24 protein-coding genes are annotated in these 26123 nt (G+C 54.6%); 11 read left to right on the top strand and 13 right to left on the bottom strand.

All coding sequences use genetic code 11. The features are described 5' to 3' along the window. Positions 1-192: 192 nt before the first annotated feature. The 5 genes from glxR to AC6HVW_RS06635 form a co-directional block, all read right to left on the bottom strand. The gene (gene glxR / locus AC6HVW_RS06655) at positions 193-1074 is read right to left on the bottom strand and encodes a 2-hydroxy-3-oxopropionate reductase (RefSeq protein ID WP_071682985.1); all 882 of its coding nucleotides are present in this window, start codon (positions 1072-1074) and stop codon (positions 193-195) included. A 10-nt stretch (positions 1075-1084) separates the two neighbouring features. After that, entirely contained in the window at positions 1085-1864 is a 780-nt protein-coding gene (gene hyi / locus AC6HVW_RS06650) for a hydroxypyruvate isomerase (protein WP_071682986.1), read from the bottom strand. A gap of 11 nt (positions 1865-1875) precedes the next feature. Next, positions 1876-3657, bottom strand: a complete 1782-nt coding sequence (gene gcl / locus AC6HVW_RS06645) for a glyoxylate carboligase (RefSeq protein ID WP_071682987.1) — start codon at positions 3655-3657, stop codon at positions 1876-1878. A 134-nt stretch (positions 3658-3791) separates the two neighbouring features. Continuing rightward, on the bottom strand, positions 3792-4607 hold the full coding sequence (gene allR / locus AC6HVW_RS06640; RefSeq protein ID WP_021805438.1) for an HTH-type transcriptional repressor AllR: 816 nt from the start codon (positions 4605-4607) through the stop codon (positions 3792-3794). Positions 4608-4676: 69 nt separating this feature from the next. Further along, positions 4677-5168 carry an ureidoglycolate lyase gene (locus AC6HVW_RS06635; RefSeq protein WP_071683064.1) on the bottom strand — a complete coding sequence of 164 codons (492 nt, stop codon included), beginning with the start codon at positions 5166-5168 and terminating at the stop codon, positions 4677-4679. Positions 5169-5520: 352 nt separating this feature from the next. Between AC6HVW_RS06635 and allS the strand changes: the two genes are divergently transcribed. Beyond that, complete coding sequence (gene allS, locus AC6HVW_RS06630; RefSeq protein ID WP_071682988.1) at positions 5521-6444, top strand: HTH-type transcriptional activator AllS; 924 nt, start codon at positions 5521-5523, stop codon at positions 6442-6444. Positions 6445-6453: 9 nt separating this feature from the next. Here allS and AC6HVW_RS06625 read toward each other — a convergent pair whose 3' ends face one another. Continuing rightward, positions 6454-6795 (bottom strand): hypothetical protein, encoded by a 342-nt coding sequence (locus AC6HVW_RS06625; protein WP_141131453.1) that lies wholly within the window; start codon positions 6793-6795, stop codon positions 6454-6456. A gap of 349 nt (positions 6796-7144) precedes the next feature. Here AC6HVW_RS06625 and AC6HVW_RS06620 point away from each other — a divergent pair, with 349 nt between their 5' ends. From AC6HVW_RS06620 to AC6HVW_RS06605, 4 genes are all read left to right on the top strand, one after another. Then, positions 7145-7570 carry a hypothetical protein gene (locus AC6HVW_RS06620; RefSeq protein WP_071682990.1) on the top strand — a complete coding sequence of 142 codons (426 nt, stop codon included), beginning with the start codon at positions 7145-7147 and terminating at the stop codon, positions 7568-7570. A gap of 5 nt (positions 7571-7575) precedes the next feature. Beyond that, the gene (locus AC6HVW_RS06615; protein ID WP_071682991.1) at positions 7576-7791 is read left to right on the top strand and encodes a hypothetical protein; all 216 of its coding nucleotides are present in this window, start codon (positions 7576-7578) and stop codon (positions 7789-7791) included. A 150-nt stretch (positions 7792-7941) separates the two neighbouring features. Beyond that, positions 7942-8847, top strand: a complete 906-nt coding sequence (locus AC6HVW_RS06610; RefSeq protein ID WP_024484423.1) for an SPFH domain-containing protein — start codon at positions 7942-7944, stop codon at positions 8845-8847. Positions 8848-8849: 2 nt separating this feature from the next. Next, complete coding sequence (locus AC6HVW_RS06605; protein WP_071682992.1) at positions 8850-9308, top strand: NfeD family protein; 459 nt, start codon at positions 8850-8852, stop codon at positions 9306-9308. On the opposite strand, the gene cueR is transcribed toward AC6HVW_RS06605, so the two are convergent. Continuing rightward, positions 9305-9706 carry a Cu(I)-responsive transcriptional regulator gene (cueR, locus tag AC6HVW_RS06600; RefSeq protein ID WP_021805441.1) on the bottom strand — a complete coding sequence of 134 codons (402 nt, stop codon included), beginning with the start codon at positions 9704-9706 and terminating at the stop codon, positions 9305-9307. The two genes, AC6HVW_RS06605 and cueR, sit on opposite strands and share 4 nt — an antisense overlap. Before the next feature lie 397 nt (positions 9707-10103). Here cueR and AC6HVW_RS06595 point away from each other — a divergent pair, with 397 nt between their 5' ends. From AC6HVW_RS06595 to ybaK, 4 genes are all read left to right on the top strand, one after another. Next, on the top strand, positions 10104-10667 hold the full coding sequence (locus AC6HVW_RS06595; protein WP_071682993.1) for a YagU family protein: 564 nt from the start codon (positions 10104-10106) through the stop codon (positions 10665-10667). A gap of 235 nt (positions 10668-10902) precedes the next feature. After that, a complete protein-coding gene (gene copA, locus AC6HVW_RS06590) occupies positions 10903-13614 on the top strand; it encodes a copper-exporting P-type ATPase CopA (RefSeq protein WP_186486956.1) in 2712 nt (903 codons plus the stop codon). A gap of 148 nt (positions 13615-13762) precedes the next feature. Then, entirely contained in the window at positions 13763-14566 is an 804-nt protein-coding gene (locus AC6HVW_RS06585; protein ID WP_071682995.1) for a TraB/GumN family protein, read from the top strand. Positions 14567-14787: 221 nt separating this feature from the next. Further along, positions 14788-15267, top strand: a complete 480-nt coding sequence (gene ybaK, locus AC6HVW_RS06580) for a Cys-tRNA(Pro)/Cys-tRNA(Cys) deacylase YbaK (protein WP_021805445.1) — start codon at positions 14788-14790, stop codon at positions 15265-15267. A gap of 41 nt (positions 15268-15308) precedes the next feature. On the opposite strand, the gene ushA is transcribed toward ybaK, so the two are convergent. After that, positions 15309-16961, bottom strand: coding sequence for a bifunctional UDP-sugar hydrolase/5'-nucleotidase UshA (gene ushA / locus AC6HVW_RS06575; protein WP_071682996.1), 1653 nt, complete (start codon positions 16959-16961; stop codon positions 15309-15311). A gap of 252 nt (positions 16962-17213) precedes the next feature. On the opposite strand from ushA, the gene AC6HVW_RS06570 reads away from it, so the two are divergent. Together AC6HVW_RS06570 and ybaL are read left to right on the top strand one after the other, a co-directional pair. Next, on the top strand, positions 17214-18434 hold the full coding sequence (locus tag AC6HVW_RS06570; RefSeq protein WP_071682997.1) for an MFS transporter: 1221 nt from the start codon (positions 17214-17216) through the stop codon (positions 18432-18434). 225 nt (positions 18435-18659) lie between these two features. Next, positions 18660-20351: a YbaL family putative K(+) efflux transporter gene (ybaL, locus tag AC6HVW_RS06565; RefSeq protein WP_024484415.1), complete on the top strand. Its 1692-nt coding sequence runs from the start codon at positions 18660-18662 to the stop codon at positions 20349-20351. A 50-nt stretch (positions 20352-20401) separates the two neighbouring features. On the opposite strand, the gene AC6HVW_RS06560 is transcribed toward ybaL, so the two are convergent. The 5 genes from AC6HVW_RS06560 to adk form a co-directional block, all read right to left on the bottom strand. Next, positions 20402-21706, bottom strand: a complete 1305-nt coding sequence (locus tag AC6HVW_RS06560; protein WP_059200036.1) for an inosine/guanosine kinase — start codon at positions 21704-21706, stop codon at positions 20402-20404. Between the two features lie 111 nt (positions 21707-21817). Beyond that, a complete protein-coding gene (gene hemH / locus AC6HVW_RS06555) occupies positions 21818-22780 on the bottom strand; it encodes a ferrochelatase (RefSeq protein ID WP_021805449.1) in 963 nt (320 codons plus the stop codon). Between the two features lie 127 nt (positions 22781-22907). Further along, complete coding sequence (locus AC6HVW_RS06550) at positions 22908-24056, bottom strand: glycerate kinase (protein ID WP_071682998.1); 1149 nt, start codon at positions 24054-24056, stop codon at positions 22908-22910. Between the two features lie 135 nt (positions 24057-24191). Beyond that, entirely contained in the window at positions 24192-25325 is a 1134-nt protein-coding gene (locus tag AC6HVW_RS06545; protein ID WP_024484411.1) for a sugar diacid recognition domain-containing protein, read from the bottom strand. Positions 25326-25437: 112 nt separating this feature from the next. Beyond that, positions 25438-26082 (bottom strand): adenylate kinase, encoded by a 645-nt coding sequence (adk, locus tag AC6HVW_RS06540; protein WP_021805452.1) that lies wholly within the window; start codon positions 26080-26082, stop codon positions 25438-25440. Between the last annotated feature and the right edge of the window lie 41 nt (positions 26083-26123).

Genomic DNA, 26123 nt, shown 5'->3' with positions numbered 1-26123 from the left:
TATATTATATAAGAAAATAGCGTAGGTAATTTTTTGCTTATTTTCATTACAACAAACTGATGTTCTAATCTTTATATTAGTCAAATACCAATACGGCCAAGACAGACAGGAATATAACCATTAAACAAATATACGATAGCCAGAATTCAAGTTGCAGGCGGAAGGCACCTGCAACTTGTTAAGCCTTACTCTTTAGCCAGCCACTTTATGGTTAGCCATAATTTCCAACGCCTGTACCAACGCGGAATGGTCGAGATCTTTGGCCCCATTGGCCGCACAGAGATTGAACAGTTCCTGGCAAGTGGCGGTATTTGGCAAACTGAGCGCCAACGACTTCGCCCCCTGTAGCGCCAGATTGAGATCCTTTTGATGCAGGGAGATACGGAAGCCCGGCTCAAAGGTCCGTTTGATCATCCGCTCACCGTGCACTTCCAGAATGCGCGATGAGGCAAAGCCGCCCATCAGCGCTTCACGGACCCGTGCCGGATCGGCACCCGCTTTGGCAGCAAATATCAGCGCTTCGGATACCGCTTCGATCGTCAGGGCCACAATAATCTGGTTGGCGACCTTGCAGGTCTGGCCGTCGCCATTGCCGCCGACCAGCGTAATGTTTTTCCCCATCAGGGCCAGCAACGGTTTTACCCGCCCAAATACGTCTTCGTCACCGCCGACCATAATGGTCAAGCTGCCCTGCTTGGCCCCGACTTCGCCACCGGAGACCGGCGCATCCAGGTAATCGGCGCCCAGTTGATTGATCCGTTTGGCAAACTCCTTGGTCTCCAGCGGCGAGATAGAACTCATATCCACCAGGATCTTGTTTTTGAGCGGCGCTTCGGCACAGCCATTGGCCGCAAATAACACCTCTTCCACCTGTGGTGTATCGGGCACCATAATGAAAATGACGTCAGCCTGCTCGGCCACCTGCTTAGGTGTAGCACAAGCTATGGCCCCTTTTTCCACCAGCTCCGGCGGAACCTTATTCAAGGTGTTGGCATACAGCTGATGGCAGCCTGCGATCAGCTTTTCAGCCATTGGCGTGCCCATGATCCCTAAACCAATAAAGCCTACTTTCATGATGTGTCCCTCAATGTTGATATTGCTTAATCCATGACAGGCCGGCAGCCGTCGTTGTCGCAGGTTTGTATTCACAGCCAATCCAACCGCGATAGCCCATCTTGTCCAGCGCGCGGAACAGATAGTCGTAATTGATTTCCCCGGTGCCTGGCTCATGGCGCCCCGGATTATCGGCAACCTGGATATGCGCGATTTTCTGTAACAGCGTTTCCATGGTTTGGGCCAGTTCGCCCTCCATGCGCTGCATGTGATAGATATCGTATTGAATAAACAGGTTAGGGCTCGCGACCCAATCCATCAGCTCCAACGCCTGACGAGTGGTTTGCAGATAGAAGGCGGGCATATCGTATTTATTGATCGGTTCAATCAACAGACGAATATTGGCCTTGGCCAACTCCCTTGCCGCATAGCTCAGGTTAGCGACCACAATCTCATCGGTCTTATGTTTGGCGACGGACTTATCCGGGTTACCGATCAGGCAGTTGATCTGCGCACAGCCCAGCGCACGGGCATATTCCACCGCCAGACCTACGCCATCACGAAACTCGGACTCGCGCCCTGGCAGGCAAGCAATACCCCGTTCACCCGCAGCCCAATCCCCGGCAGGCAGGTTTTGTAATACCTGCGTGAGTTGATTCTCTTCCAGTGCGCCCCTCAACGCCTGCACGGAATAATCGTAGGGAAACATATATTCAATCGCCGTGAATCCCTGCTCTTTGGCACAGCGAAAACGCTGCATAAAATCGACTTCATTAAACAACATCGATAAGTTGGCTGAAAACTTCGGCATGAGCCTGCTCCTTACTGATAGTTGAAGTAGCTGACCGAGGTCGGCGCATCTTCTGGCGACTCGGCAACGGGTTCGAATTCATTAACGTTGTCCAGCTCGGTCCCCATAGAGATGTTGGTGACCCGCTCGAGGATGATCTCCACCACCACCGGTACCTGATGCAGACGCATCAACTCTTGCGCCTGTTGGAAGGCCGGAGCGATATCCTCAGGCTTAACGACACGGATCGCTTTACATCCCAGCCCTTCGACTACCTTGACGTGATCCACACCGTATTCGCCCACTTCCGGGTTGTTGATGTTTTCATAGGACAACTGGACGCAGTAATCCATATCGAAACCGCGCTGCGACTGGCGGATCAGCCCCAGATAGGCGTTGTTGACCACCACGTGGATGTACGGCAGCTTGAACTGCGCGCCAACGGCCAACTCTTCGATCATGAACTGGAAGTCGTAGTCACCCGACAGCGCGATCACTTTGCGCTGCGGATCGGCGGCACAGACCCCCAAGGCCGAAGGAAGAGTCCAACCTAATGGGCCCGCCTGCCCGGCATTAATCCAATGGCGCGGTTTAAACACGTGCAACATCTGCGCCGCCGCGATCTGCGAAAGCCCGATAGTGGTGACGTAGCAGGCATCACGCCCGAACGCCCGGTTCATCTCTTCGTAAACGCGCTGAGGTTTGATCGGCACGTTATCGAAATGCGTTTTACGCAGCAGAGTTTGTTTGCGCTGGAGGCAAGTTTCCACCCACTGTGAGCGATCTGGCAGTGTCCCTTGATCCGCACGTTCACGAGCTCTTGCCACTAACATTTGCAGGGCGATTTTGGCATCGGAAACAATGCCCAGATCCGGGCAGATCACGCGGCCAAGCTGGGTTGGTTCGATATCGATGTGGATCACCTTACGCCCGGCGGTGTACTTATCTACCGAACCGGTATGGCGGTTAGCCCAGCGGTTGCCGATGCCAAACACCAGATCGGAATCCAGCAAGTTGGCGTTACCGTAACGGTGTGAGGTTTGTAACCCGACCATCCCTGCCATCAACGGGTGATCGTCCGGGATACAGCCCCAACCCATCAGCGTTGGGATCACCGGTACGTTGCAGGTCTCCGCCAGCTCTTGCAGCAGATCGGCCGCGTCCGCGTTGAAGATCCCGCCACCGGCAATGAACAAGGGTTTGCTTGCGGCACACAGCATGTCCAGGGCTTTGTCGATCTGCGCTTCAGTGGCCGCCGGTTTGTAAGCCCCCAGCGAGGAATAGGTTTCCGGATCAAACTCAATCTCGGCCATCTGTACGTCATAAGGCAAATCGATCAGCACCGGGCCAGGGCGGCCAGAGCGCATTAAATGGAATGCCTGTTGCAGCACGCGGGGCACCAGCGCCGGTTCCATGACCGTCACCGCCATTTTGGTGACCGGCTTAGCGATGGACTCAATATCTACTGCCTGAAAATCTTCCTTATGTAAACGCGCCCGGGGAGCCTGGCCGGTGATGCACAAAATGGGAATGGAATCGGCAGAGGCGGAGTAAAGCGCGGTGATCATGTCGGTGCCCGCAGGCCCCGAAGTCCCGAGACACACCCCGATATTGCCGGCTTTGGCTCTGGTGTAACCTTCTGCCATGTGGGAGGCGCCTTCAACATGACGCGCCAGATAGTGTTTGATGCCGCCGTGTTGACGCATCGCGTTATAGAAAGGATTGATCGCCGCGCCAGGCACGCCGAATGCGGTATTCACGCCTTCCTTTGCCAACACGTACATTGCCGCATCTACTGCTCGCATAATTGCCATCTCAACGTTCTCCTAAATTTTGGAAAAATTTTCCAAACTTAAAATGAGTTCAAAAAAACCCGTTCAGGTAATAAACGGGGAGGTAACCTCATCCTGCAGCCGCGATCGCGGCTACAGGTTTTACATTAAACGTGCTATTTCTTGCTGCGCGACTCACCTAGCGCGGTACTGATGTCGTTGGCTACGTCACGCACCAACTCCCCCAGTTCCTTGAAACGATCGCTGCTAACGCGCGAGCTAGGCCCTGAAATAGAGATGGCCGCAATGACGTTGTTGTTACGGTCAAAGATCGCCGAAGCCAGGCAATTCAGGCCAAGAGCGTGCTCTTCAGCATCAACGGTATAGCCCTGCGCCTGCGATTGCGCTAAATCCTTACGTAATAGATTTACGCTGGTCAGGGTCTTCGGGGTAAACGAGTGCAGCCCCGAACGTACAAACAAATCCAGCATCTCCTCTTCCGCCAGCGGATACAGCAGTGCTTTCCCTGCCCCAGATGCGTGCAGCGGTAAGCGGCTGCCAAGTGGCGCGCACATCCGCACCATCGCCTGGCACTCACATTGACGGATCAGCACGGCGTCAAAGTTATTCCTGATGGCCAGATTGGCGGTTTCCCCTGATAGCAACATCAGCCGCCGCATGTAAGGGCCCGCCACCGAAACCACATCCCGGTCATTCATATAAGCCGCACCGACGGTAAACGACTGGATGCCGATATGCCACCAGCCAAGCTGGGGATCCTGAAAAACGAATTCCGATTTCTCTAATACTTTCAATAATCTGAAAGTCGTTGATAGCGGTAACTCCAACTTCTCGGATAGCACGGAAACGGACGAGCTTCCTCCGGCATTGGCCAGAAACTGCAGGATCTCCAACCCACGATCCAACGCCTGCGCGCCTTTCGTCGCCCCTGCTTCTGTCGTTGGTCTTCCCTTTCTGCGTACTTCGTTCATTCAGGCTTTCCTTTATTTAGCTCAAGGTTTCCCCGCTATAATAAACAGCCTATGCGCTTGGGGACAGCGCTATCCAAGCACAACCCGGTAAGTCTCTGGCAATGCTTTGACGATACAGTTGTCGGCACCGCCACGATCGACCGTGAAAAAGTCGGTGATCGCGCCATAGGCAAACAGCGGGTGGTGCCAAACATTGCGGTGATAATTCACCCCTTGCTTACCGTTAGTGATAAAGGCGCGCAAAGTATGTAACGGAATTTCGTCCCCTTCCCCGGGTTCAGCAACAATCACTACGAAGCGTTCCCCCTTCATCGGCATAAATGCCTGCGAGGACAACGGATGTTTCTCCAACACGGAGAACTCCAACGGCAGATCGCAAGGCTCAGATCGGTTGATGCTGACCAGCACCCGATGATCATCGGCCACTTCTACATTGGCAAGATCATGGTATCTTTCTGTTTTACCACCATTAATATGGAAAAAGGGCGCCCCCTCGATCTGCAATACATTCCCATAAGGTGCAAAGGCTTCAGGCGTTAACTCAACGGCAATCAGGTCCATCAGTTTCTCCAGGATCGTTTCAAAAAGGAACATGACTGAATGGGTTCACTCTAGACAGGTCGCCTGAAATTTAAAAGTTAATATTGGAAAAATTTTCCACAACACGATCTACTGCACATTTTTTGTGCCGAGTAGAAAATATTTAATTAATAATCAAGGCATTAAAAAACACACCTCCGCGATACAGTTCGTTAACAGAGTTGTCACTTTCAGCGGTATTCAGCAGAGGAAGGGCAATAAAATGTGAGCGAGATCACGGTAAGCGGCTTTATGACTAACCCAAGGCAACTAAGGTAAGTAAATTCTTTTGCAACACTAGGAGAACGATGGCCGCACCGGTTAAGGAATCGCTATGCTGGATCACGAAACAATTCGATCGTTTATCAAAGTCGCGGAATGCCAGAGCTTTTCCCGCGCCGCCGAATTACTGCACAAGACCACTGCCACCATCAGTTACCGCATCAAAACGTTGGAAGAAAGCATCGGCACCCAGCTGTTTATCCGCACCACCCGCAGCGTAAACCTGACCCCCGCGGGTGAATACCTGCTGGAACGTTGCCGCCAATGGCACAACTGGCTCGACTCCATGCCCGATGAACTACGCCAGATCAACGACGGCGTGGAGCATCAGGTCAATATCGTGATCAACAACCTGCTGTACAACCCGCTAAGCGTCGCCCGGCTGTTGGCCTACCTGCAACAGCGTTATCCCTTCACGCAGTTTCATATCTCGCGTCAGGTGTATATGGGAGTATGGGATTCGTTGTTACACGGGGATTTTCAGCTGGCCATTGGCACCACCGGCTCTGAATCACTGGCCAATGACGTCAGCGTTTTGAAATTGGGGGGGATCAGTTGGGCTTTTGTGGTCACGCCAGATCATCCGCTCGCGGCCTGCCAGGACACGGCACTGCATGAAGATCGGCTGCGCAGTTACCCGGCGATCAACGTGGAAGATACTTCGCGCAACCTGACCAAACGCGTTGCTTGGCTGCTGACCGGCCAAAAAGAGATCAAGGTGCCAGACCTGCGCAGTAAACTCGAATGCCACCTGCAGGGGCTGGGCGTCGGATTCTTGCCGAAAAATCTGTGCCAGCCCTATCTGGATAGCGGCCAGTTGATCACCCGTGACGTCGTCAATCAGCGGCAACCGTCACCGCTCTCTCTGGCCTGGCGTAACGACTGTGGTAAAGCCGTGGAAGAAATTGTCACGCTGTTCCAACGACGCGATGAACGCATCACCGGCTTTCTGCAAAGTATTGATTTACCCGTTTAACACGCGATTTTATCGCTTCTGGGCCGCCACCTGGGCCCGGAGTTTCTTAATCGGCGGTGATGGCTCACGCTTCAGGACGTGCAGGAATTCATACGCCTTGTCATTGGTCGCGTACTCTGCTGGCACGCCAAAGTCCTGGATCATCATCCAGCGCTGGAACAGCTGCGGATCGGACTCTTTGATAAACCACAGCATTTTGACAGCGGTCGTGGCGATGGCCGGAATTGCGGTTACCGTGCCATTCACCCATTTATTCAGGGTGCTGCGCTGCACCCCCAAGAGTATGCACAGTGCAGGCTGCTCAATGCCTAATCGTTCCAGATAGCTTTTAAACTCTGCTTGATTATCCACCTGCGATTTCCTCTTACTCTCTACAGACATGCCGCAGTTTAGCACATAAATTCCGTCCCCCACAGCTACGTAAATTCCGACACAAAGTTAATTTAACTCAAATTAAGGAGCTATTAGCTACATGTAAATGATTTTTGAGATCCATTCTCAGTAGCTGACAAAAATTGACATTGGTCAACAGAATGGTTAAAACGTGATGCTTGTCTAAGAATATTCTGTATTGTCAGTTCGGTAAATCAACAAACCAGGCTAAAAATCGCTTTATTTAGTAGCTAATAGCTTCTAAAAAAATGCATAAATAAACACAGGAACACTCCGGTGCCATCCTGACTAACTCGAAGAACTAAAAATGATAATTAGGACACTGTCTACCGTGGTGATTGCCATCTTGCTGGCTGGCTGCACTTCTACGGCGTCGCGCATGGCTGAATGTGAAGCACAGGGCGTTTCCAAAGATACCTGCTATCTGGCCGAACAAAACCGTCAGACCGCCATTTACGCTGCGGCAGAAAAGCAGGCGTTGGAAAATGCGGCAAAACAGTACGCGCAATCGGCGAAGAGCAAGACACTGCAGGCACGCATTGCCGGGATAGACATCAAGATCTCGCCGGATATCAAGCAGGGCTACATTGAGCAAACGGCAGCCGCGTTGACCGAAGAAAATCAGTATGCGCAGGTTTATCAGAAAGGTGTTTACACCGCCATCTGGTACCGGCAGAAACACAAGATTGTGTTGCTGCGTGATGGCCAAATCGTCGGCAGCGCCAAAGGGTAGCCCTCTTGAAAAAATCCCAAACCGACAGATTCAAACATTTGCCCGAGATGCAGCAATTCGTTTGTCTAAAAGCGCTTCAACATATCGAGCAGACCGATCTGCAGTCCGGCGTGATCGGCATGGCGGTCAGCGTGTTGCTGACCGACGGCCACACGGTGACGCTGAGCAAATTCGATGCGGCTCCTGAAGAAGTCTCCATTATCACTTCATGGCAGCGTTAAGACGGCGTCAGGTAAACCTGATAAAAATGGCGTATTCGCCGTGAGATCCTGAGGTTTTCTGCAAAAAACAGTCTTATCCTGGTGATACATTAGGCATTCCCCCTGTCGCTGGCGTAATATCTAGCAATATGTCTGACAGGAGGTTGTGCCATGTTTACCATTATTCCGATCGTGATCGTTGTCGCGCTGATTATTGTCTTCTCAAGCATCAAAATTGTCCCGCAAGGCTTCCAATGGACGGTAGAGCGCTTCGGCCGTTATACCAAAACGCTGATGCCGGGTTTAAACCTGGTAGTGCCTTTTATGGATCGTATTGGCCGCAAAATCAATATGATGGAGCAGGTGCTGGATATCCCTTCCCAGGAGATTATCTCGCGCGATAATGCCAACGTGGCAATCGATGCCGTCTGCTTTATCCAGGTGGTCGATCCGGCTCGCGCCGCCTATGAGGTCAGTAACCTCGAGCAGGCGATCGTTAACCTGACCATGACCAACTTCCGTACCGTGCTCGGTTCCATGGAGCTCGACGAAATGCTGTCACAGCGCGATAGTATCAACACCCGCCTGCTGCATATCGTCGATGAGGCCACCAACCCTTGGGGCGTCAAAATTACTCGTATCGAAATCCGTGACGTTCGTCCACCGGCCGAACTGATTGTGGCGATGAACGCCCAGATGAAGGCCGAACGAACCAAACGTGCAGACATCCTGGAAGCGGAAGGGGTACGTCAAGCCGCGATCCTTCGCGCCGAAGGGGATAAGCAATCGCAGATCCTGAAAGCCGAAGGCGAGCGCCAGTCAGCGTTCTTGCAGGCAGAAGCGCGTGAACGTGCCGCCGAAGCAGAAGCACGGGCTACCCAACTGGTGTCTGACGCCATCGCCACCGGTAATATCCAGGCGATTAACTACTTCGTTGCCCAGAAATACACCGACGCATTGCAGAAGATTGGCTCGGCCAATAACAGCAAAGTGATCATGATGCCGCTGGATGCCAGCAGCCTGCTGGGCTCTATCGGCGGTATTACCGAATTGCTGAAAGACAGCAAAGGTAAGTAATTATGCTGGAACAGATCGCAGCAAACCCTCAATGGTTCTGGATCTCGCTAGGCGGGCTGCTGTTGGCCGCGGAAATGCTCGGTGCCAGCGGCTATCTGCTGTGGAGCGGCGTTTCTGCGGTGATTGTCGGGGTGATTATCTGGCTGCTGCCGGAGTTGAGTTGGGAGTGGCAAGGCTCGCTGTTTGCCGTGATGACCATCGCCGTGGCCTATCTATGGTGGTACTGGCTGCGCAAGCGGCCAACGGCAACCAGCGGTTCCCCGGTACTCAACCAGCGCAACCGTCAACTGATCGGCACCCGCGCCACGCTGACCGAGGCGATGCATAACGGCCATGGCCGCATCAATATCGCCGACAGCAGTTGGCGCGCGCAAGCCAACGAGGATCTGCCAATCGGCACCGAAGTTGAAGTGGTGGCGGTCGAAGGCACCACCTTGGTGATCCGCGCCATTACGCGCTAGCCTTGGTGGCAGCAGCCTGCCAGATTATTAATGATCGGGCAGTCTGCGCCTTCATCGCCAGGGCATTGATCCGCCAGCGCCAGCAGGCGTTGGCGCATTTCCCCCAGTTCGCTGATGTGCTTTTCGATATCGGCGACTTTCTGCAGCGTGCGGGCTTTGACATCGGCACTATGCCGCGCCGGATCGTTGAACAACGCGACCAGTTCACGGCACTCGTCAAGGTTGAACCCCACCTGGCGAGCCTGGCGCAATAACGTCAGTTCTTCAATATGCCTGGCGCTGTAGCTGCGGTAGCCGTTGTCCGTACGGATCGGGGCGGTCACCAATCCTTTCTCTTCATAAAAACGGATGGCTTTGCTGGTCAAACCGGTTTTTTTGGCAACGTCGCTGATATTCACTTTATCCCCCTTGACCTTATCTTTGCTGGAAGGTCCATGTACCCCACTGCACCCAAGCGACAGTAGTAACTCAATAAATTATAACCCCATTACTCCCCAATTACCCCCTTTTGACCTTCTGTCTGTGGACGCATAGGGGCATGCTAGCAAGAGGATTTAAACTTACCGCATCCGCCCGGACCCTCGCGTTTTGATAATATCGTCAACCTCCTGGGAAATAGGGTTGCGGCAACGGGGGGCGAAGACACTGGGCAACAGCTCACCAAATACAGCCCGTATATCGCCTGACGAGGCTGTACCTGAAAAATTGTCATATCTCGATGCTTTCAGTAATACGCAGCAACATGCTCGTAACATATAATTAGGGCTCATTTTTCCTTTTCACGGACGTGGAGTTATGAACATTTGCAGTAAAGTTAATTTACGTATTTTTTTGTGGGCAACTTTCATCGGTGGTGCGATCAGCTCGCTGGTAAAGTCAGGCTCTGAGGCCAATATGCCGCCGCGCATCGTCGGTGAGGCATCGCCGCCCGCCCTAAACATTGATGCCTGGCTTGGCTGGCTGGGAATTAACTCCCATTCTATGGATTATGTTTACCAGAGCGTAACGATCCCCGGCGCAGTGATGCTTTATCACTGGATGTTCAGCTTCATCTTTGCGGGCCTTTACATTCTGGTTTCGGCTTATACGCCCAAAATCAGGCTCTGGTATGGTGCGGCTTACGGTATTGTGATCACGCTGGTCATGCACGGTTTCCTTATCCCGGCGCTAGGATTCAGGCATCCGGCCTATCTCTCAGGTGAAACTGGCTGGCTCTGGAACCTGAATGGGTATGAGTTCTGGAGTGAACTGATCGGTCACATTTGCTGGTCAATCTCCATTGAAGTGAGCCTTATCGCTGTGCTGGCGTTGTTTGCCCGACCAATCACGGGGATGTGGTCAGCGAACAACATGAAGTAAAATATTGCTAAAACGCTTAAACCAGCCTTCGGGCTGGTTTTTTTATACCCAAAGAAAACCCCGTAAAATTCGGGGCTTATGTCGAAGCGTCGCTTCGTTGTGGACAGCGTTAATAAAAATCCTTTTCTATCAATGTAATATTCTATTGACCTTACCCTTGCTGGAAGGTTTAAGATCATTCTTAATCAAAAGAACCTAGGCGGTCAACCGCCATTATTTTGCGAGGAAAACCATCATGTCACAAACTACCGTGCTGGCGTTGCAGGGGCTCTCCTGCATGAACTGCGCGCAAAAGGTGAAAAAAGCCTTGGAAAGTCGCGCGGATGTCGAACAGGCCAACGTCAACGTTCACTACGCTAAAATCACCGGTGCAGCCCCGGCTGCCGAGCTGATTGACAGCGTCGTTGCCGCTGGCTACCAGGCAGAAATCGCCCATCAGGCAGACACCGAGTTACAACTTTCCGGCCTCTCCTGCATGCATTGCGTGGGCAGCACCCGTAAAGCACTGGAAGCGGTGCCGGGCGTGATCGCCGCCGACGTGACTATTGAGGGAGCCAAAGTCTATGGCGATGCCACACCAGAGCAGCTCATCGCTGCGGTCGAGGATGCGGGCTATCACGCCAGCCAGGCGGGAGCCAATAGCCACCCAAAAACTGAGCCGCTGACTGAATCTGCCCCAACCTTGCCGGAAACCCAGGCAGCGGCCCCCTCTTCACTTCCGGCAAACGAGACTGACGATAGCATCCAACTGTTGCTCAACGGCATGACCTGTGCCAGCTGCGTCAATAAAGTCCAGACTGCGTTACAGAACGTCCCGGGCGTTGAGTTGGCCCGGGTAAACCTGGCGGAACGCAGCGCACTGATCACCGGTAAAGCCACACCACAGGCGTTGGTCGCGGCGGTAGAAAAAGCCGGTTATGGCGCCGAGATGATCCAGGACGAAACCAAGCGCCGTGAACGCCAACAGCAAACCGCACAGGCTAATATGAAACGCTTTCGCTGGCAGGCCGCATTAGGCTTGGCGGTGGGCGTGCCGTTGATGGCCTGGGGCGTGTTTGGCGGCAGTATGTCGCTGACGCCAGAAACCCAGCGGCCGTGGCTGATGGTTGGTATCATTACCCTGGCGGTGATGGTGTTTGCCGGTGGCCACTTCTACCGCAATGCCTGGCGATCGTTGATGAACGGCAGCGCCACTATGGATACGCTGGTCGCCTTGGGGACCGGTGCCGCATGGCTGTACTCCATCAGCGTCAACCTGTGGCCAGACTTCTTCCCGATGGAGGCACGGCATCTGTATTACGAAGCCAGTGCGATGATCATCGGCCTGATCAACCTTGGTCATGCCATGGAGCAGCGCGCGCGGCAGCGTTCTTCCCAGGCACTGGAGCGGCTACTGGATCTCACTCCGCCAACCGCCAGGCTGGTCACAGAACAGGGGGAGCAAAGTATCCCGCTGGCAGAGGTGCAATTGGGCATGACCTTGCGTTTGACGACTGGCGATCGCATCCCGGTTGACGGCGAGATCGTGCAGGGCGAAGTATGGATCGATGAAGCCATGCTGACCGGCGAAGCGTTGCCGCAGCAAAAAGGCGTCGGCGATACGGTGCATGCTGGTACGGTGGTAGACGACGGCAGCGTGCTGTTTCGCGCAGCGGCCATTGGCACCCAAACCACGCTGGCACGTATTATCAAGCTGGTGCGTCAGGCGCAAAGCAGCAAACCGGAAATCGGTAAGCTGGCAGACCGCATCTCGGCGGTATTTGTGCCCACCGTGGTCGCCATCGCCCTGTTCAGCGCCGCCATCTGGTATTTCTTTGGCCCACAACCGCAGTTGGTCTACACCCTGGTGATCGCTACCACGGTGCTAATCATCGCCTGCCCTTGCGCCTTGGGGCTGGCAACGCCGATGTCAATTATCTCTGGCGTTGGCCGAGCCGCGGAGTTTGGCGTGCTGGTGCGTGACGCCGATGCGCTGCAGCAGGCCAGCAATCTCGATACGCTGGTGTTCGATAAAACCGGTACGCTGACGGAAGGCCAGCCGCGCGTGGTGGAAATCATCACCTTTAACCAAGTGGATGAACAGCAGGCCTTACGTTGGGCCGCAGCGCTGGAACAAGGGGCTAACCACCCGCTGGCCCGTGCCATCGTCGAACAGGCTAAAGGGCAGACACTGCCTACGGTAGAGCAGTTCCGTACTTTACGCGGCTCCGGCGTCAGCGGTGAGGTTGAGGGCGTACAGCTGTTGCTGGGTAACGCCAAGCTGTTGCAAGAGAATCAGATCGCGACCGATGAGCTCACTCAGCAGATACAGCAACAGGCTGAACGCGGTATCACGCCGGTGCTGCTGGCCGCCAACGGCAAACCTGCCGCGCTGATCGCCATCCGCGATCCGTTACGCAGTGACAGCGTGAGCGCACTACAGCGCCTGCATCAGCAAGGTTATCAACTGGTGATGTTAACAGGCGATAACCCGGTGACCGCTAACGCGATTGCCAAAGAGGCCGGTATTGACCGTGTGATCGCTGGCGTATTACCCGATGGTAAGGCCGAGGCGATCAAGCAGTTGCAGGTTCAGGGCCACCGGGTAGCGATGGTCGGTGACGGCATCAATGACGCCCCTGCTCTGGCTCAGGCCGATGTCGGGATCGCCATGGGCGGCGGCAGTGATATCGCCATTGAAACTGCGGCGATCACTCTGATGCGTCATAGCCTGAACGGCGTGGCGGACGCGCTGGCCTTGTCGAAGGCGACGCTGCGTAATATGAAGCAGAACCTGCTCGGGGCATTTATCTACAACGCACTTGGCATTCCGATTGCTGCCGGTGTGCTGTACCCGCTGACGGGCACTCTGCTCAGCCCAGTGGTCGCTGGCGCGGCAATGGCACTCTCCTCCATTACCGTGGTCAGCAACGCCAACCGATTGCTGCGTTTTAAACCCAAGCAGTAACCCTTAACCGGGGCGCAACCCATCGCGCTCCGGCCTTTTGAGATAATTCCTCTGCTCTCGGGCTTTATTGTCAGCCACTTAGCGTTTAGCATGGGGAAAAGCCAGCAGCCATCCTGCACGCTGGTGGAAAGGATCAGGAGCCAGCTGTATGGGTCAACTGTTACGCCGCATTGCTACCTTTCTCGGTATTATTTCCCCGCAGAGCTACACCTACCCAGCCTTGGACATCAAGCTAACGGGAAATCGCCAACTACATTTGGTCGGCAGCATTCATATGGGCACCGTCGATATGTCGCCCCTGCCTGCTCGGCTGTCAGCACGCCTGCGCCAGGCCGATGCGTTGATCGTTGAGGCCGATATAACCGGCTCCTCCTCGCCATTTGGCCACGCTGAACCCCAACTCGAACTTGAAGAGCGTCTTGGCGATGAAGAATTCCAACGGTTGCAGGTGCTATGCCAGGAGCTGGGGGCGGATGTAGAGAGCTTCTCTGCTCTTCCCGGCTGGCAGGTAGCGCTGATGATGCAAGCACGGCAGGCACAGCGGCTGGGTTTACGCGCCGAATACGGAATTGATTATCAGCTATTGCAAGCCGCTAAAGTACAGCAGATGCCAGTGATCGAACTGGAAGGGGCCGAAGAACAGCTAAGCATGCTGGAACAACTGCCAGAAGGCGGTATGGCCCTGCTGCACGATACGTTAGAGCACTGGCACACCAACGCCCGTTTGCTGCAAACCATGGTGAGCTGGTGGCTGGACGCCAAACCGAACGCCACGTTGGAAACGCTACCCTCCACCTTCAGTGCCGAGTTGTACGACGTCTTGATGCACCGCCGCAATCGCCACTGGCAGCAAAAGCTGGAAGCGTTACCGCCGGGCAACTATGTGGTGGCAGTCGGCGCTTTGCATCTGTATGGCGAAGACAATTTACCGGCCATGCTGCAGGCACGATAAAAAAGTGGCCAATATCGCTATTGGCCAGTCAAAGAGGAATTTTTCATATTTTAGTTATACGCATTGTAACCGTGTTAACGATTACAATAGACAGGGTAGCAACCTGACGAACCTATTGGCAACTGCCTTTCATCCTCCTTGGCACAGGTTGCTCATTCGGCTCCATTTTTATCGTTTCGTTGCCACCGATGACAACTTCCCACAGTTTTGGAAAAGAAATTATGACACCCGCAGTGGTTCTGCTTGAAAAACAAAAGGTGGCCTTCACCCTCCACGCCTATCACCACGATAGCGAAGAAACCAACTTTGGCGACGAGGTGGTAAAAAAGCTGGGGTTGAACGCCGAACAGGTCTACAAAACGCTGTTGGTGGCCCTCAATGGTGACGCGAAAAACCTGGCCGTCGCGGTAACGCCGGTAGCGACCCAGTTGGATTTGAAGAAGGTGGCGAAAGCGCTAGGTGCCAAGAAAGCCGAAATGGCCGATCCGACAGTCGCTCAACGGGTGACGGGTTATCTTGTCGGCGGGATCAGCCCACTCGGGCAAAAGAAACGCTTGCCCACGGTGATCGACAGCCCAGCGCAACAGTTTGCCACCATTTTCGTTTCCGGCGGCAAACGCGGGTTGGATATTGAATTGGCGGCTAGCGATCTCTGCCGCTTACTGTCCGGCACCTTCGCCGAAATCGCCAAACGGGACTGAACACAGTAGGCCGTTACCTAACTCAGCAACGGCCTAGTACCTTACTTGTAAACGATCTCGCCTTTAGGCTCGTACGCCGCAGCATCCAGCGGTGAGTGCTTTTCGATATACTGCTTGAGCACTTCCGCATCAATAAAGCCGGTGTTGACGTAGCTTGGCAGGGTATCAATCTTTGGATAACCATCGCCGCCAAGTGCGTTGAAGTTCAGCGTCGCCATACGATAGGTCTTGTCTGCCTGTAAAGGTTCGCCCTTGATCTTGACGTCGCTAACGCCTTTGCCGTCTGCCACCAGGCTGACGTTGGCGAATTGCGCATAGGCCCCAGAATCCACCTTCATATTGGCCACCGCTGCCAGATACGGCTCAACCTCGCTGCCTTTCATATCGACATACACCAGCGTGTTGCCAAACGGCTGCACCTTGAGCACGTGTTTATAGGTGATATCACCGGCCTCGATCGAGTCACGCACGCCACCACCGCTCATCACGGCGAAGTCTGCGTTGGCGCGCTCCATCTGCGCAGCTAACAGCACGCGCGAAAGGTTGGTCTGCACGAAGCGGACTTTACTGCGATCCCCTTCCAGTTTGCCGTTGACGCTGCCCACCTTCACTTCCAACTGAGCCTTGCCCTTGTCCTGGAACGGCGTCAGTAACTTCATCATCGACGGATCTTCCTGGATCTGCTGGGTGTAATACACCCGCTCGCTGGTGCCGTCGGCTTTCTCTACCTTTTTCTTCAGGTTGATCGGGATCAGCTGATAATGCATCAGTTTCAGTTCGCCGTTGCGGAACTGGAAGTCGGCACGGCCGACGTATTTACCCCATTCGTGAGCCTGGACGATCCAGGTACCGTTTTGGCGATCTGGCGCGCAAGGCGTGCCCGGTACGTAATCCACCTGTTTGTGGTTTTCACTCGCCATACAGACCGGATCTTGCGAATGCCCACCGACAATCATATCCAGGTAGCCCGCAGGCAGGCTACGTGCCATCTCCACGTCCCCCGGCGCGTTGGAGCCATGATTACCATCGTCGTAGTGGCCCATGTGGGTAGCGGCGATAATCACGTCCGGCTTTTCATCTTTGCGCAGCTGTTCCACCACCTGCTTGGCTTCTTGCGCCGGAACACGGAATTCGATATCGGTAAAGTATTCCGGGTTGCCGATTTTTGCAGTGTCATCGGTGGTCAGGCCGATCACCGCAATCTTCACCCCTTGCTTTTCAAACAGGGCATAAGGCTTGAACAGACGTTGCTGAGTGCTTTTTTGATAAATGTTGGCGGACAACAGCGGGAAAGAAGCCCACTTCTCCTGCTGGCGCAACACGCTGAGCGGGTTGTCGAATTCGTGGTTGCCGATCGCCATCGCGTCGTAGCCGATCAGCGTCATGCCACGGAAATCGGGTTCTGCATCCTGTAAATCCGATTCTGGCACGCCGGTATTGATGTCACCACCGGACAGCAGCAGCACGCTACCGCCTTTCGCCGCCACTTCCTGACGGATGCTGTCCACCAGCGTCTTTTGCGCCCCCAGGCCGTACTCACCATGATCGTTCTGCCAGAAATGGCCGTGGTGATCGTTGGTGTGCAGGATGGTGATATCGTAGGTTTTATCCTTTTCCCAGGCACTGACCGTTCCTGAAAACAACGTCAGGGAAACAGCCAACGCACATGCGGTGGTGTGAAGCGAAAAGCGCATGGCAGATCTCCATTGTTAATAATGGGTATTTTTTGATGAGGACGAAATTGTAACGCGAATCGGCTGCAACTAATTTCAAATTTTTGCGACATACGTCAAATTATGTCGGAAAGACACGGCCGGTCCGAATTTTATCGGCGCCACCAATAGCACATAATGATCGAGAGAGAATCAGCTACCCCGTTGTCGGACGAAAGATGAACGTTATAAGATGTCGGCTCTCCCTCTCTCACTTACCAGGCTAATAATAATATGACTGACCGTAGTGAAACGGACATTCCACCGGTAACCCGCAGCGCGGCCAAAGGCACTGCGTTCTCTATTCTCGGTGCTATCAGCGTTTCCCACCTGCTCAACGATATGATGCAATCGCTGATCGTGGCGATTTACCCGATTTTGCAAGCCGATTTTAGCCTCAGCTTTGTGCAGATCGGGATGATCACCCTGACCTATCAGCTCACCGCATCGCTGCTACAACCGCTGATTGGTTATTACACCGATAAATACCCGCAGCCTTATTCGCTACCCATCGGCATGGGATTCACCCTGTCGGGATTGCTGCTGCTTTCGGTGGCCAACACTTTCCCTCTGGTGCTGCTGGCGGCCGCTTTGGTGGGCACCGGTTCCTCCGTATTCCATCCTGAGTCATCCCGCGTCGCGCGCATGGCATCCGGTGGACGGCACGGTTTGGCCCAGTCGCTGTTCCAGGTGGGCGGCAACTTCGGCAGTTCCCTCGGCCCGCTGTTGGCCGCGCTGATTATCGCCCCCTACGGCAAGGGCAATATCGCCTGGTTCTCACTGGCTGCGCTGCTGGCCATTGTGGTCTTGTTGCAGGTCAGTAAATGGTATAAGCAGCAACATCGGGCAGCTCAAGGCAAGCCAAAAGCCGCTTCTCTGGTCAAACCGCTGCCAAAACGTACCGTGGTGTTCTCCTTAAGCATCCTGCTGGTGCTGATCTTCTCCAAATACTTCTACTTGGCGAGCATTAGCAGCTATTACACCTTTTATCTCATACATAAGTTCGGCGTTTCGGTACAGAATGCCCAATTCCATCTGTTTGCCTTCCTGTTTGCCGTAGCGGCAGGAACCATCATTGGCGGGCCTTTGGGTGATAAGTTTGGACGTAAATATGTCATTTGGGGCTCCATCCTGGGTGCTGCTCCCTTTACCTTGGCTTTACCTCATGCTTCTCTCTACTGGACCGGGGTTTTGACGGTGATCATCGGGGTTATTCTGGCCTCGGCCTTCTCGGCCATTCTGGTGTATGCGCAGGAGCTGATCCCCGGCAAAGTGGGGATGGTTTCCGGGCTATTCTTCGGTTTTGCTTTCGGTATGGGCGGGTTAGGTGCGGCAGTTCTTGGTTATGTCGCCGATTTGACCAGCATCGAGCTGGTTTATCAAATCTGTGCATTCCTGCCGCTTATCGGCATTATCACCGCATTGCTACCAAATATGGAGCATAACCAGCAATAACCCTGATACAACCCCGGTTTAGCGCAGAAGTTAAACCGGGTTATCCACTCCGAAACCCCATTTAATCCGGTCAATTACGCCATAATTCCCCTTCCTTCTGCCAAAATAGACGAATAGTCTGGTTTTTTACACAAAACCCTAAATTAGCTAAGCAATGAAAGCGCAAATGCAATAAACTAAATGTATCCTTTCGTAACACCCGTGAGCACAACCAGAGGAGTATGGATGCATAATTCAACACCCTTGATCACCACTATTGTTGGAGGGTTAGTACTCGCCTTCCTCTTCGGAATGCTGGCAAACCGCCTGCGCATCTCCCCGTTGGTAGGGTATCTGGCCGCAGGCGTTCTTGCCGGCCCGTTTACCCCCGGTTTCGTCGCTGATACCTCGTTAGCGCCGGAACTCGCGGAGATTGGGGTGATCCTGCTGATGTTCGGTGTTGGTCTCCATTTCTCGCTTAAAGATCTCCTCGCTGTAAAAAATATCGCTATCCCTGGGGCCATTGCCCAAATCGCCGTCGCGACGGTGTTGGGGATGGGGTTGTCCAAACTGATGGGCTGGGATTTGGTTTCCGGCCTGGTGTTCGGCCTGTGTCTGTCCACCGCCAGTACCGTGGTACTGCTGCGCGCCCTGGAAGAACGGCAACTGATCGACAGCCAACGCGGGCAGATCGCCATCGGCTGGCTGATTGTCGAAGATTTGGCCATGGTGTTGGCCCTGGTGCTGCTGCCTGCATTTGCCAATATGCTCAACAGCGATACCGCCAGCACCACACAGCTGCTCACCGAGTTGGCCATCACCATTGGCAAGGTTATCGCCTTTATCGCGCTGATGATTATCGTCGGCCGCCGTGTGGTGCCATGGATCCTGGCAAAAACCGCCAGTACCGGCTCGCGCGAGCTGTTTACGCTGGCGGTGTTGGCACTGGCGCTGGGTATTGCCTACGGCGCTGTCGGCCTGTTTGACGTCTCATTTGCCCTGGGTGCCTTCTTTGCCGGTATGGTGCTGAACGAATCGGAACTGAGCCACCGCGCAGCGCACGATACGCTGCCGCTGCGTGACGCCTTTGCGGTGCTGTTCTTTGTCTCGGTCGGTATGCTGTTCGATCCGATGATCCTGATCAACCAACCGCTGGCGGTGTTGGCAACGCTGGCGATTATCCTGTTTGGTAAATCGGTGGCGGCCTTCGCGCTGGTCAAAATGTTCGGTCACTCCAAGCGTACCGCGCTGACCATTTCCGCCAGCCTGGCACAGATTGGTGAATTCGCCTTTATCCTGGCCGGATTGGGGGTCACGCTAGGCATGATGGATCAGCATGGCCGCAATCTGGTGCTGGCCGGGGCGATCCTGTCAATCATGCTCAACCCGCTGCTGTTTACCTTGCTGGAGCGCTATCTGGCCAAGACGGAAACCATCGAGGATCAGATCCTGGAAGAAGCGGTGGAGGAAGAGAAGCAGATCCCGGTCGATATCTGCAATCATGCCGTCGTAGTCGGTTATGGTCGTGTTGGCAGCCTGTTAGGGGCCAAGCTGACCGAAGAGGGCGTGTCGATGGTGGTGATAGAAAACTCTCGCCCACGGGTTGAAGCGCTGCGCGCTCAAGGGATCAAAGCGGTGTTAGGCAACGCGGCAAATCCTGAGATCATGGAACTGGCAAGGCTAGACTGCGCACGCTGGTTGCTGCTGACCATTCCCAACGGCTATGAAGCCGGTGAGATCGTGGCCTCGGCCCGCACCAAGCGCCCTACTCTGGAGATTATCGCCCGCGCTCATTACGACGACGAGGTTTCGTATATTTCCGACCGGGGTGCCGATCAGGTGGTGATGGGTGAACGCGAGATCGCCAACAGCATGTTGAATATCCTCAAGCTGGATTCGCTGTCGGACGAAGAGAAACTGGCCGCCTGCCCAATCTGACGCCATTAAGCCGGTAAGAGCGCTAAAACAGCGCTCTTACCGGTTGTTGGTTACCGTTCCCAGTAAGACTCTTCCAGGCTGTCTTCCCGCTCCGGCAACCCACGGGTCAAACGTGGAGAGTGCTGGTTAAGGACCTGATAGCTAACGCGGTTAGCATATTTGCAGACCTGCGCCAATGAAGAATAGGTCAGGTAGCTACGCACATGCTTGCTGGAGTTTGGCACGTTGTTACGGTGATAGCCGTTAGCGGCGATATCATGCAGCAGCGCAGACAGCGCACCGTCGCCCGCACCGTTGGTATTCATGATCTTTTCCGGGCCGCCCATATACGGGGCGATATGCGAATAGACCTTGAGCGCGTTTTCGCAGCTTGCACGGCGCATCGCACGGCTGAATTCAAAGCGGTTAAACTCGGCGATATGGCCCGGCAACAGCGGATGCTGGGTTTCACGCTTGTTGGCCTCTTCGGTGTAACCTGCCATATACAGACCGTTTGGCCCAGCGGTACACAGCACCAAATCTACCCAGTCCAATGCCATCTCTGAGGCCATCAGCGGATCGCTCAACCCAGTGAGTTCCAACGCCTCATCTTCGTTCATCGCCAGAATGGAGACATGCTCTCTGAGAAAATCACGCCACCACACCGGATTATCCGCAATGACGTACTTGGTGCCCAGCGTCAGCACCACCGGTACATCATGCTTTTTGGCAAACTTTATCGCCTGCATGGTGGCTTCCGGCATGGGTTCACCGGGTTTGCAACGCACCAGATAGGAGGTCAGTACCAACGCGGCAGCCCCTGCGATCACCTCTTCAGGAATGCTTTCCGGGCGTAGCTGGTTCATCTGGCCTGGGCTGATGGCAAAGGTGCGCTCGCCGCTCTCGCTAATCAGCGTAAAGCAGCGGCCAATGGCTCCATCCACCGCTTGCAGGTAGTTGAGATCGGTACGGCTGGAGGTGTTGCACAGATAGCGATAGGCATAGCTGCCAATTTTGACGTTGCTGCACATCACGCCGAGCAGCACGGAACGATCGTCCGCCAGTACCGAGTAGTTGTGCAGGGTGTTACCGATGGTGCCACCGGCAAATTGATGGGTGATCAGGTTATTGTCGCTCAGTTCCTGATACAGCGCCTCGGCAACGTCGTCTTCAATGACCAGCGAATGGCCCAGGCTAAGTCCGTAGCGTTCGACAAACGCGTCATCCACTTTGGCTTCGATATCCACCAGCGTCTGATCGATACCGACGACATAAGAGGTACTGACTTCATTTTCAGGCTGTGTCTGCTGCAATAACGGATCGCGAGCGTTGACCGGAAAATAATGTTTGGATTTACGTTTACCAGGAAATTTCATGTGATTGGCGGTGAGTTGCGGTGAACAGGCAGGAATGTTAGCACATTCCTGCCTGATTGCTGCGTTTTCACGTGAGCATTTTGCCAACCGAGCGGTGAAAAACCGGCTTGATTACAGCCGTTGCCCCACCAGCTGTTGCATCATATCAATATGGGCGGCGTCATCATTGAGTGCCGGAATGTATTCAAACTTCTCGCCACCCGCCTCCAGGAAAATTTCGCGGTTCTGCTCTTTGATCTCCTCCAGCGTTTCCAGGCAATCCGCAGAAAAGCCGGGGCAGATCAGTTGGATATGCTTCACGCCTTGCGCTGGCAGACTCTTCAGGGTTTCGTCGGTGTACGGCGTCAGCCAGGGCTCCCGACCGAAGCGCGATTGGTAGGTCATCATCACCCGATCTGGGGCCAGCGGTATGGCTGCCGCCAACGCGCGGTAGGTATCTTCGCAGCGTTGCGGGTAATCATCACCCAGCGTGGCGTAGCGTTTGGGAATACCGTGGAACGACATCACCAGGCGGTCAGGCTTACCGTGTTCGGCGAACGCCCGCTCAACGCTTTGCTGCAAGGCCAGGATATACGCTGGGTGCTCGGCATAGTCACGGATAAAGCCAATCGATGGCAGGCGGCGATAGCCTTTCAGCACCCGCGCAACACCATCCCAGACTGCGGCGCTGGTCGAGCACGAGTATTGCGGATACAGCGGCAACACCACCAAATTGGTCACGCCCTGTGCCAATAGGTTATCGATCGCCTGTGCCAGACTGGGTGATCCGTAGCTCATGCCAAGTTCCACCGGGGTATTCGGCATACGCGCCGCCAGCTCCCGCTGTTGGCGGCGGCTGTAGACCAGTAACGGTGAACCTTCGTCCATCCAGACAGATTGATAAAGCTTTGCCACACGCGGTGAACGGATCGGCAGAATGATGCCGTTAAGAATTGGCCACCAGATCAGCGGCGCAGTGTCGACCACCCGGTTGTCACTGAGAAATTCTTTCAGATAGCGTTTTACCGCCTGCGGGGTAGGTGCCTCTGGCGTCCCCAGATTCACCAGCAATACCCCGTGTTTCTCTTGCTTCATTCCGATCCCCTTGTCCTTCCCGGCAAATACCCTGTTATTTCTCAGCGTATTAACAGCCACTCATGCGGTCTATTGTAACGGAAAAGCGCCGGACCGGAACCTATATCAGCAACAGGTAAAACGGGGGTTATTTTTGCGCCAGCTGCCAGACGGCAGCTACGTTGCGCGCCGTGACTTCCAGGTTATGTGCCGCGTCCACCAGCGCTTCTGGCAGCGTCACGATGCGATCGATCACCGAGAAAGCGGCGTCGATGCCGTGTTGATGCACCACCTGATAGTCTTTTGACAGGCTACCGGCAATGGCAATCACCGGTAATTGGTGGCGCTTGGCTACCCGCGCAACGCCGATCGGGGTTTTGCCGTGGATCGACTGGCTGTCGAGCCGCCCTTCACCAGTGATCACCAGGTCTGCATCACGTACCGCATCTTCCAGATGCAGCGTTTCGATCACGATTTCGATGCCTGGTCGCAGTTCTGCCGCCAGAAAACCGATCAATGCCGCTCCCATGCCCCCGGCAGCACCTGAGCCTGGCACCTGCATGACCTTGCGCCCGGTGGTCTGCTCCAGGAGCGTACCGTAATGATGCAATGCCTTGTCCAGTTGCTGCACCTTCTCCGGCGTGGCCCCTTTTTGTGGGCCGAAGATCGCTGAAGCCCCGTGATCGCCACACAGCGGGTTATCCACGTCACAGGCTACCGTGATCTTCACCTGCTGCAAGCGGGGATCCAACTGACTGAGGTCGATATGCGCCAGTTGCGCCAACGCCGCGCCACCGGGCCGTAATTCTTGATTGTGCTGGTCGAGTAGCTTAGCGCCCAGCGCCTGCATCATGCCCGCCCCGCCATCGTTGGTTGCGCTGCCGCCGATCCCCAAAATGATCGAGTCTACACCGCGTTGCAGTGCCGCCAGGATCAGCTCGCCGGTACCAAAGCTGCTGGTCACTAACGGATCGCGTTCGTCCCCCGCCACCAGATGCAGCCCGGATGCGGCTGCCATTTCGATCACTGCGGTTTTCCCTTCCCCCAGCAGACCATAAAATGCTGCAGTAGGTTTGCCCTGCGGCCCGCTTACCTGCACATTGATGATTTCCCCACCGGTAGCGGCCACCATCGCATCAACGGTGCCTTCGCCTCCGTCCGCCATAGGCAGCAAAACGTAGTGAGCTTGCGGGTAGATTTGCCGGAAACCACGCTCGATCGCTTCTGCGACACCCTGAGCACTCAGGCTCTCTTTAAAGGAGTCGGGGGCAATTACCACTTTCTGTAGGGTGTTCATCGACAGTGCCTTAATCTTCAGAGGATGCCACTGCATCGGTTAGTGAATACCATACCCTGCCGACAACGGAAATTCTTTAGAGATAGACACAAACAAAAGAGTAAAAAACAACGCTATTTTGTGCATTCACACAATTCAATCCTGCATCAACATCCCGATATACAGTTGCAAGACGTCCGCCAATTGATTGATCTTCAGGCCAGTCGTTTTTTCTACGCGCTGCAGGCGGTAACGCAGGGTGTTAACGTGAATATGCAACTGTGCCGCAGTCTTGGTTTGGTCACAATTCTGATTGAAATAGTGGCGCAGCGTGTTTCTCAGCATCCCTTTTTCATCCTGAGCGCTCAATTGCCGCCAGGGCCGTGAAAGCTCCTGGGCTCGCCAATCTTCCCCCAAATCGCACAGCAGCGAGGGCAGCGGATAGTCATCATAAAATAGCGTGTGCTGGACCAGTTTGAGACGGTGCGCCATGGTTTGCACTGCTCTTGCGGTCTGGATGGAGCGATAGACGCCCTCCTCACCACTGTAAAAGCCCCCGACGATCAACCGCAGGCCAAAGCGTTGCTGGATCTCATGCTGGAGCTGCTGGGCCAGCTTACGCTCCTGCTGCACGTCCCACACACCCTGTTTCATACAGGCCGGGCGCAAGAGCACCAGTTCATTAAAGCTGGTCATGGTGATCAGCGCCTCACGCTGGGTGATCTCCAGCTCTGCCAGCAAGCCTCTCAGTACCTGCGGCTGCGGTTCATACAGCTCTAGCAGCCAGACAATGCGTGGCTGTTGCAGATCCAGCTCTAAATAGGCCGCCATCGCCTCGCGCGAACCGGGTTCACTGTGCCCTTGCAGCAGTTGGTTGGCCAGTTCTTCCCGGTAACGCTTTTCCCACTGATGTTGATCGAGCATCGCAGCCTGTTCCACCATCAGCTCCGCCGCCATTTTTACCAGTTCGCCATAAGCTCGCACCTGGGCCGGATCGCCGGAAACCCCAATCGCGCCCACCAGTTGATTACGAAAGCTGAACGGCAGATTGATGCCGGGTTGCACGCCCTTCAGATGTTGTGCCGTGGCCTCATCTATCTCCACCACTCGGTTTTCGGTCAGGGCCAATACCGCCCCTTCGTGGCGCTGATACAGGCGCGAGGCGTTGCCGGAAGCAATGATGACACCGTTGCTGTCCATCACGTTGACCGAATGGTGAATGATGCTCATCGCACGTTGCACGATCTGGCGCGCGGTCGCTTCTTGCAAAAAATTTGTCTGCCTGGGCATGCGGCTCTTCCTGTCGAACGAAACGGTGGCACCTTTAAGCTATCATGAAGCGGCAAAAAAAAACGCCGGGCAGCAACAGCAAGCCCAGCGTTTTCTACAGCCTTGACACCGATTAGCCCAGAATGGCCGCCAGCTCAGCGCTCACTTCCGTCACCTTACGGGTGCCATCGATCTTGTGGTAAGACGTATTACCCGCCTCGGCTTCTTTATGATAGTAAGACACCAGCGGCGCGGTCATCTGATGGTATTCCACCAGGCGCTTACGCACGGTCTCTTCCTGATCGTCTTTACGGGTGGTCAGCTCTTCGCCGGTGGCGTCGTCTTTCCCTTCTACCTTCGGCGGATTGAATTTGATGTGGTACACGCGGCCAGATGGCGCATGCACGCGGCGGCCAACGATACGATCGACGATCAGTTCGTCCGGCACGTCGAACTCCAGCACGTAATCCACTTTAATGCCAGCTTCTTTCATCGCATCGGCCTGTGGAATGGTGCGTGGGAAACCGTCCAGCAGGAAACCGTTACGGCAGTCTTCCTGGGTAATACGCTCTTTGACCAGCGCAATAACCAGCTCATCGGTCACCAGCTTGCCGGCGTCCATGATTTCTTTCGCCTTTTTGCCCAGCTCAGAACCGGCCTTAACGGCTGCGCGCAACATATCGCCCGTGGAGATTTGCGGAATGCCGTATTTCTCCATGATGAATTGAGCCTGAGTGCCTTTACCAGCGCCTGGAGCGCCCAGCAGAATGATACGCATTGCGTAAATCCCCTTGCTATGTATTTCCCTTCATTCTTCGG

The organism is Serratia sp. NCCP-200, from assembly GCF_059697885.1.
This window is presented reverse-complemented; position numbering and strand designations above follow the sequence as displayed.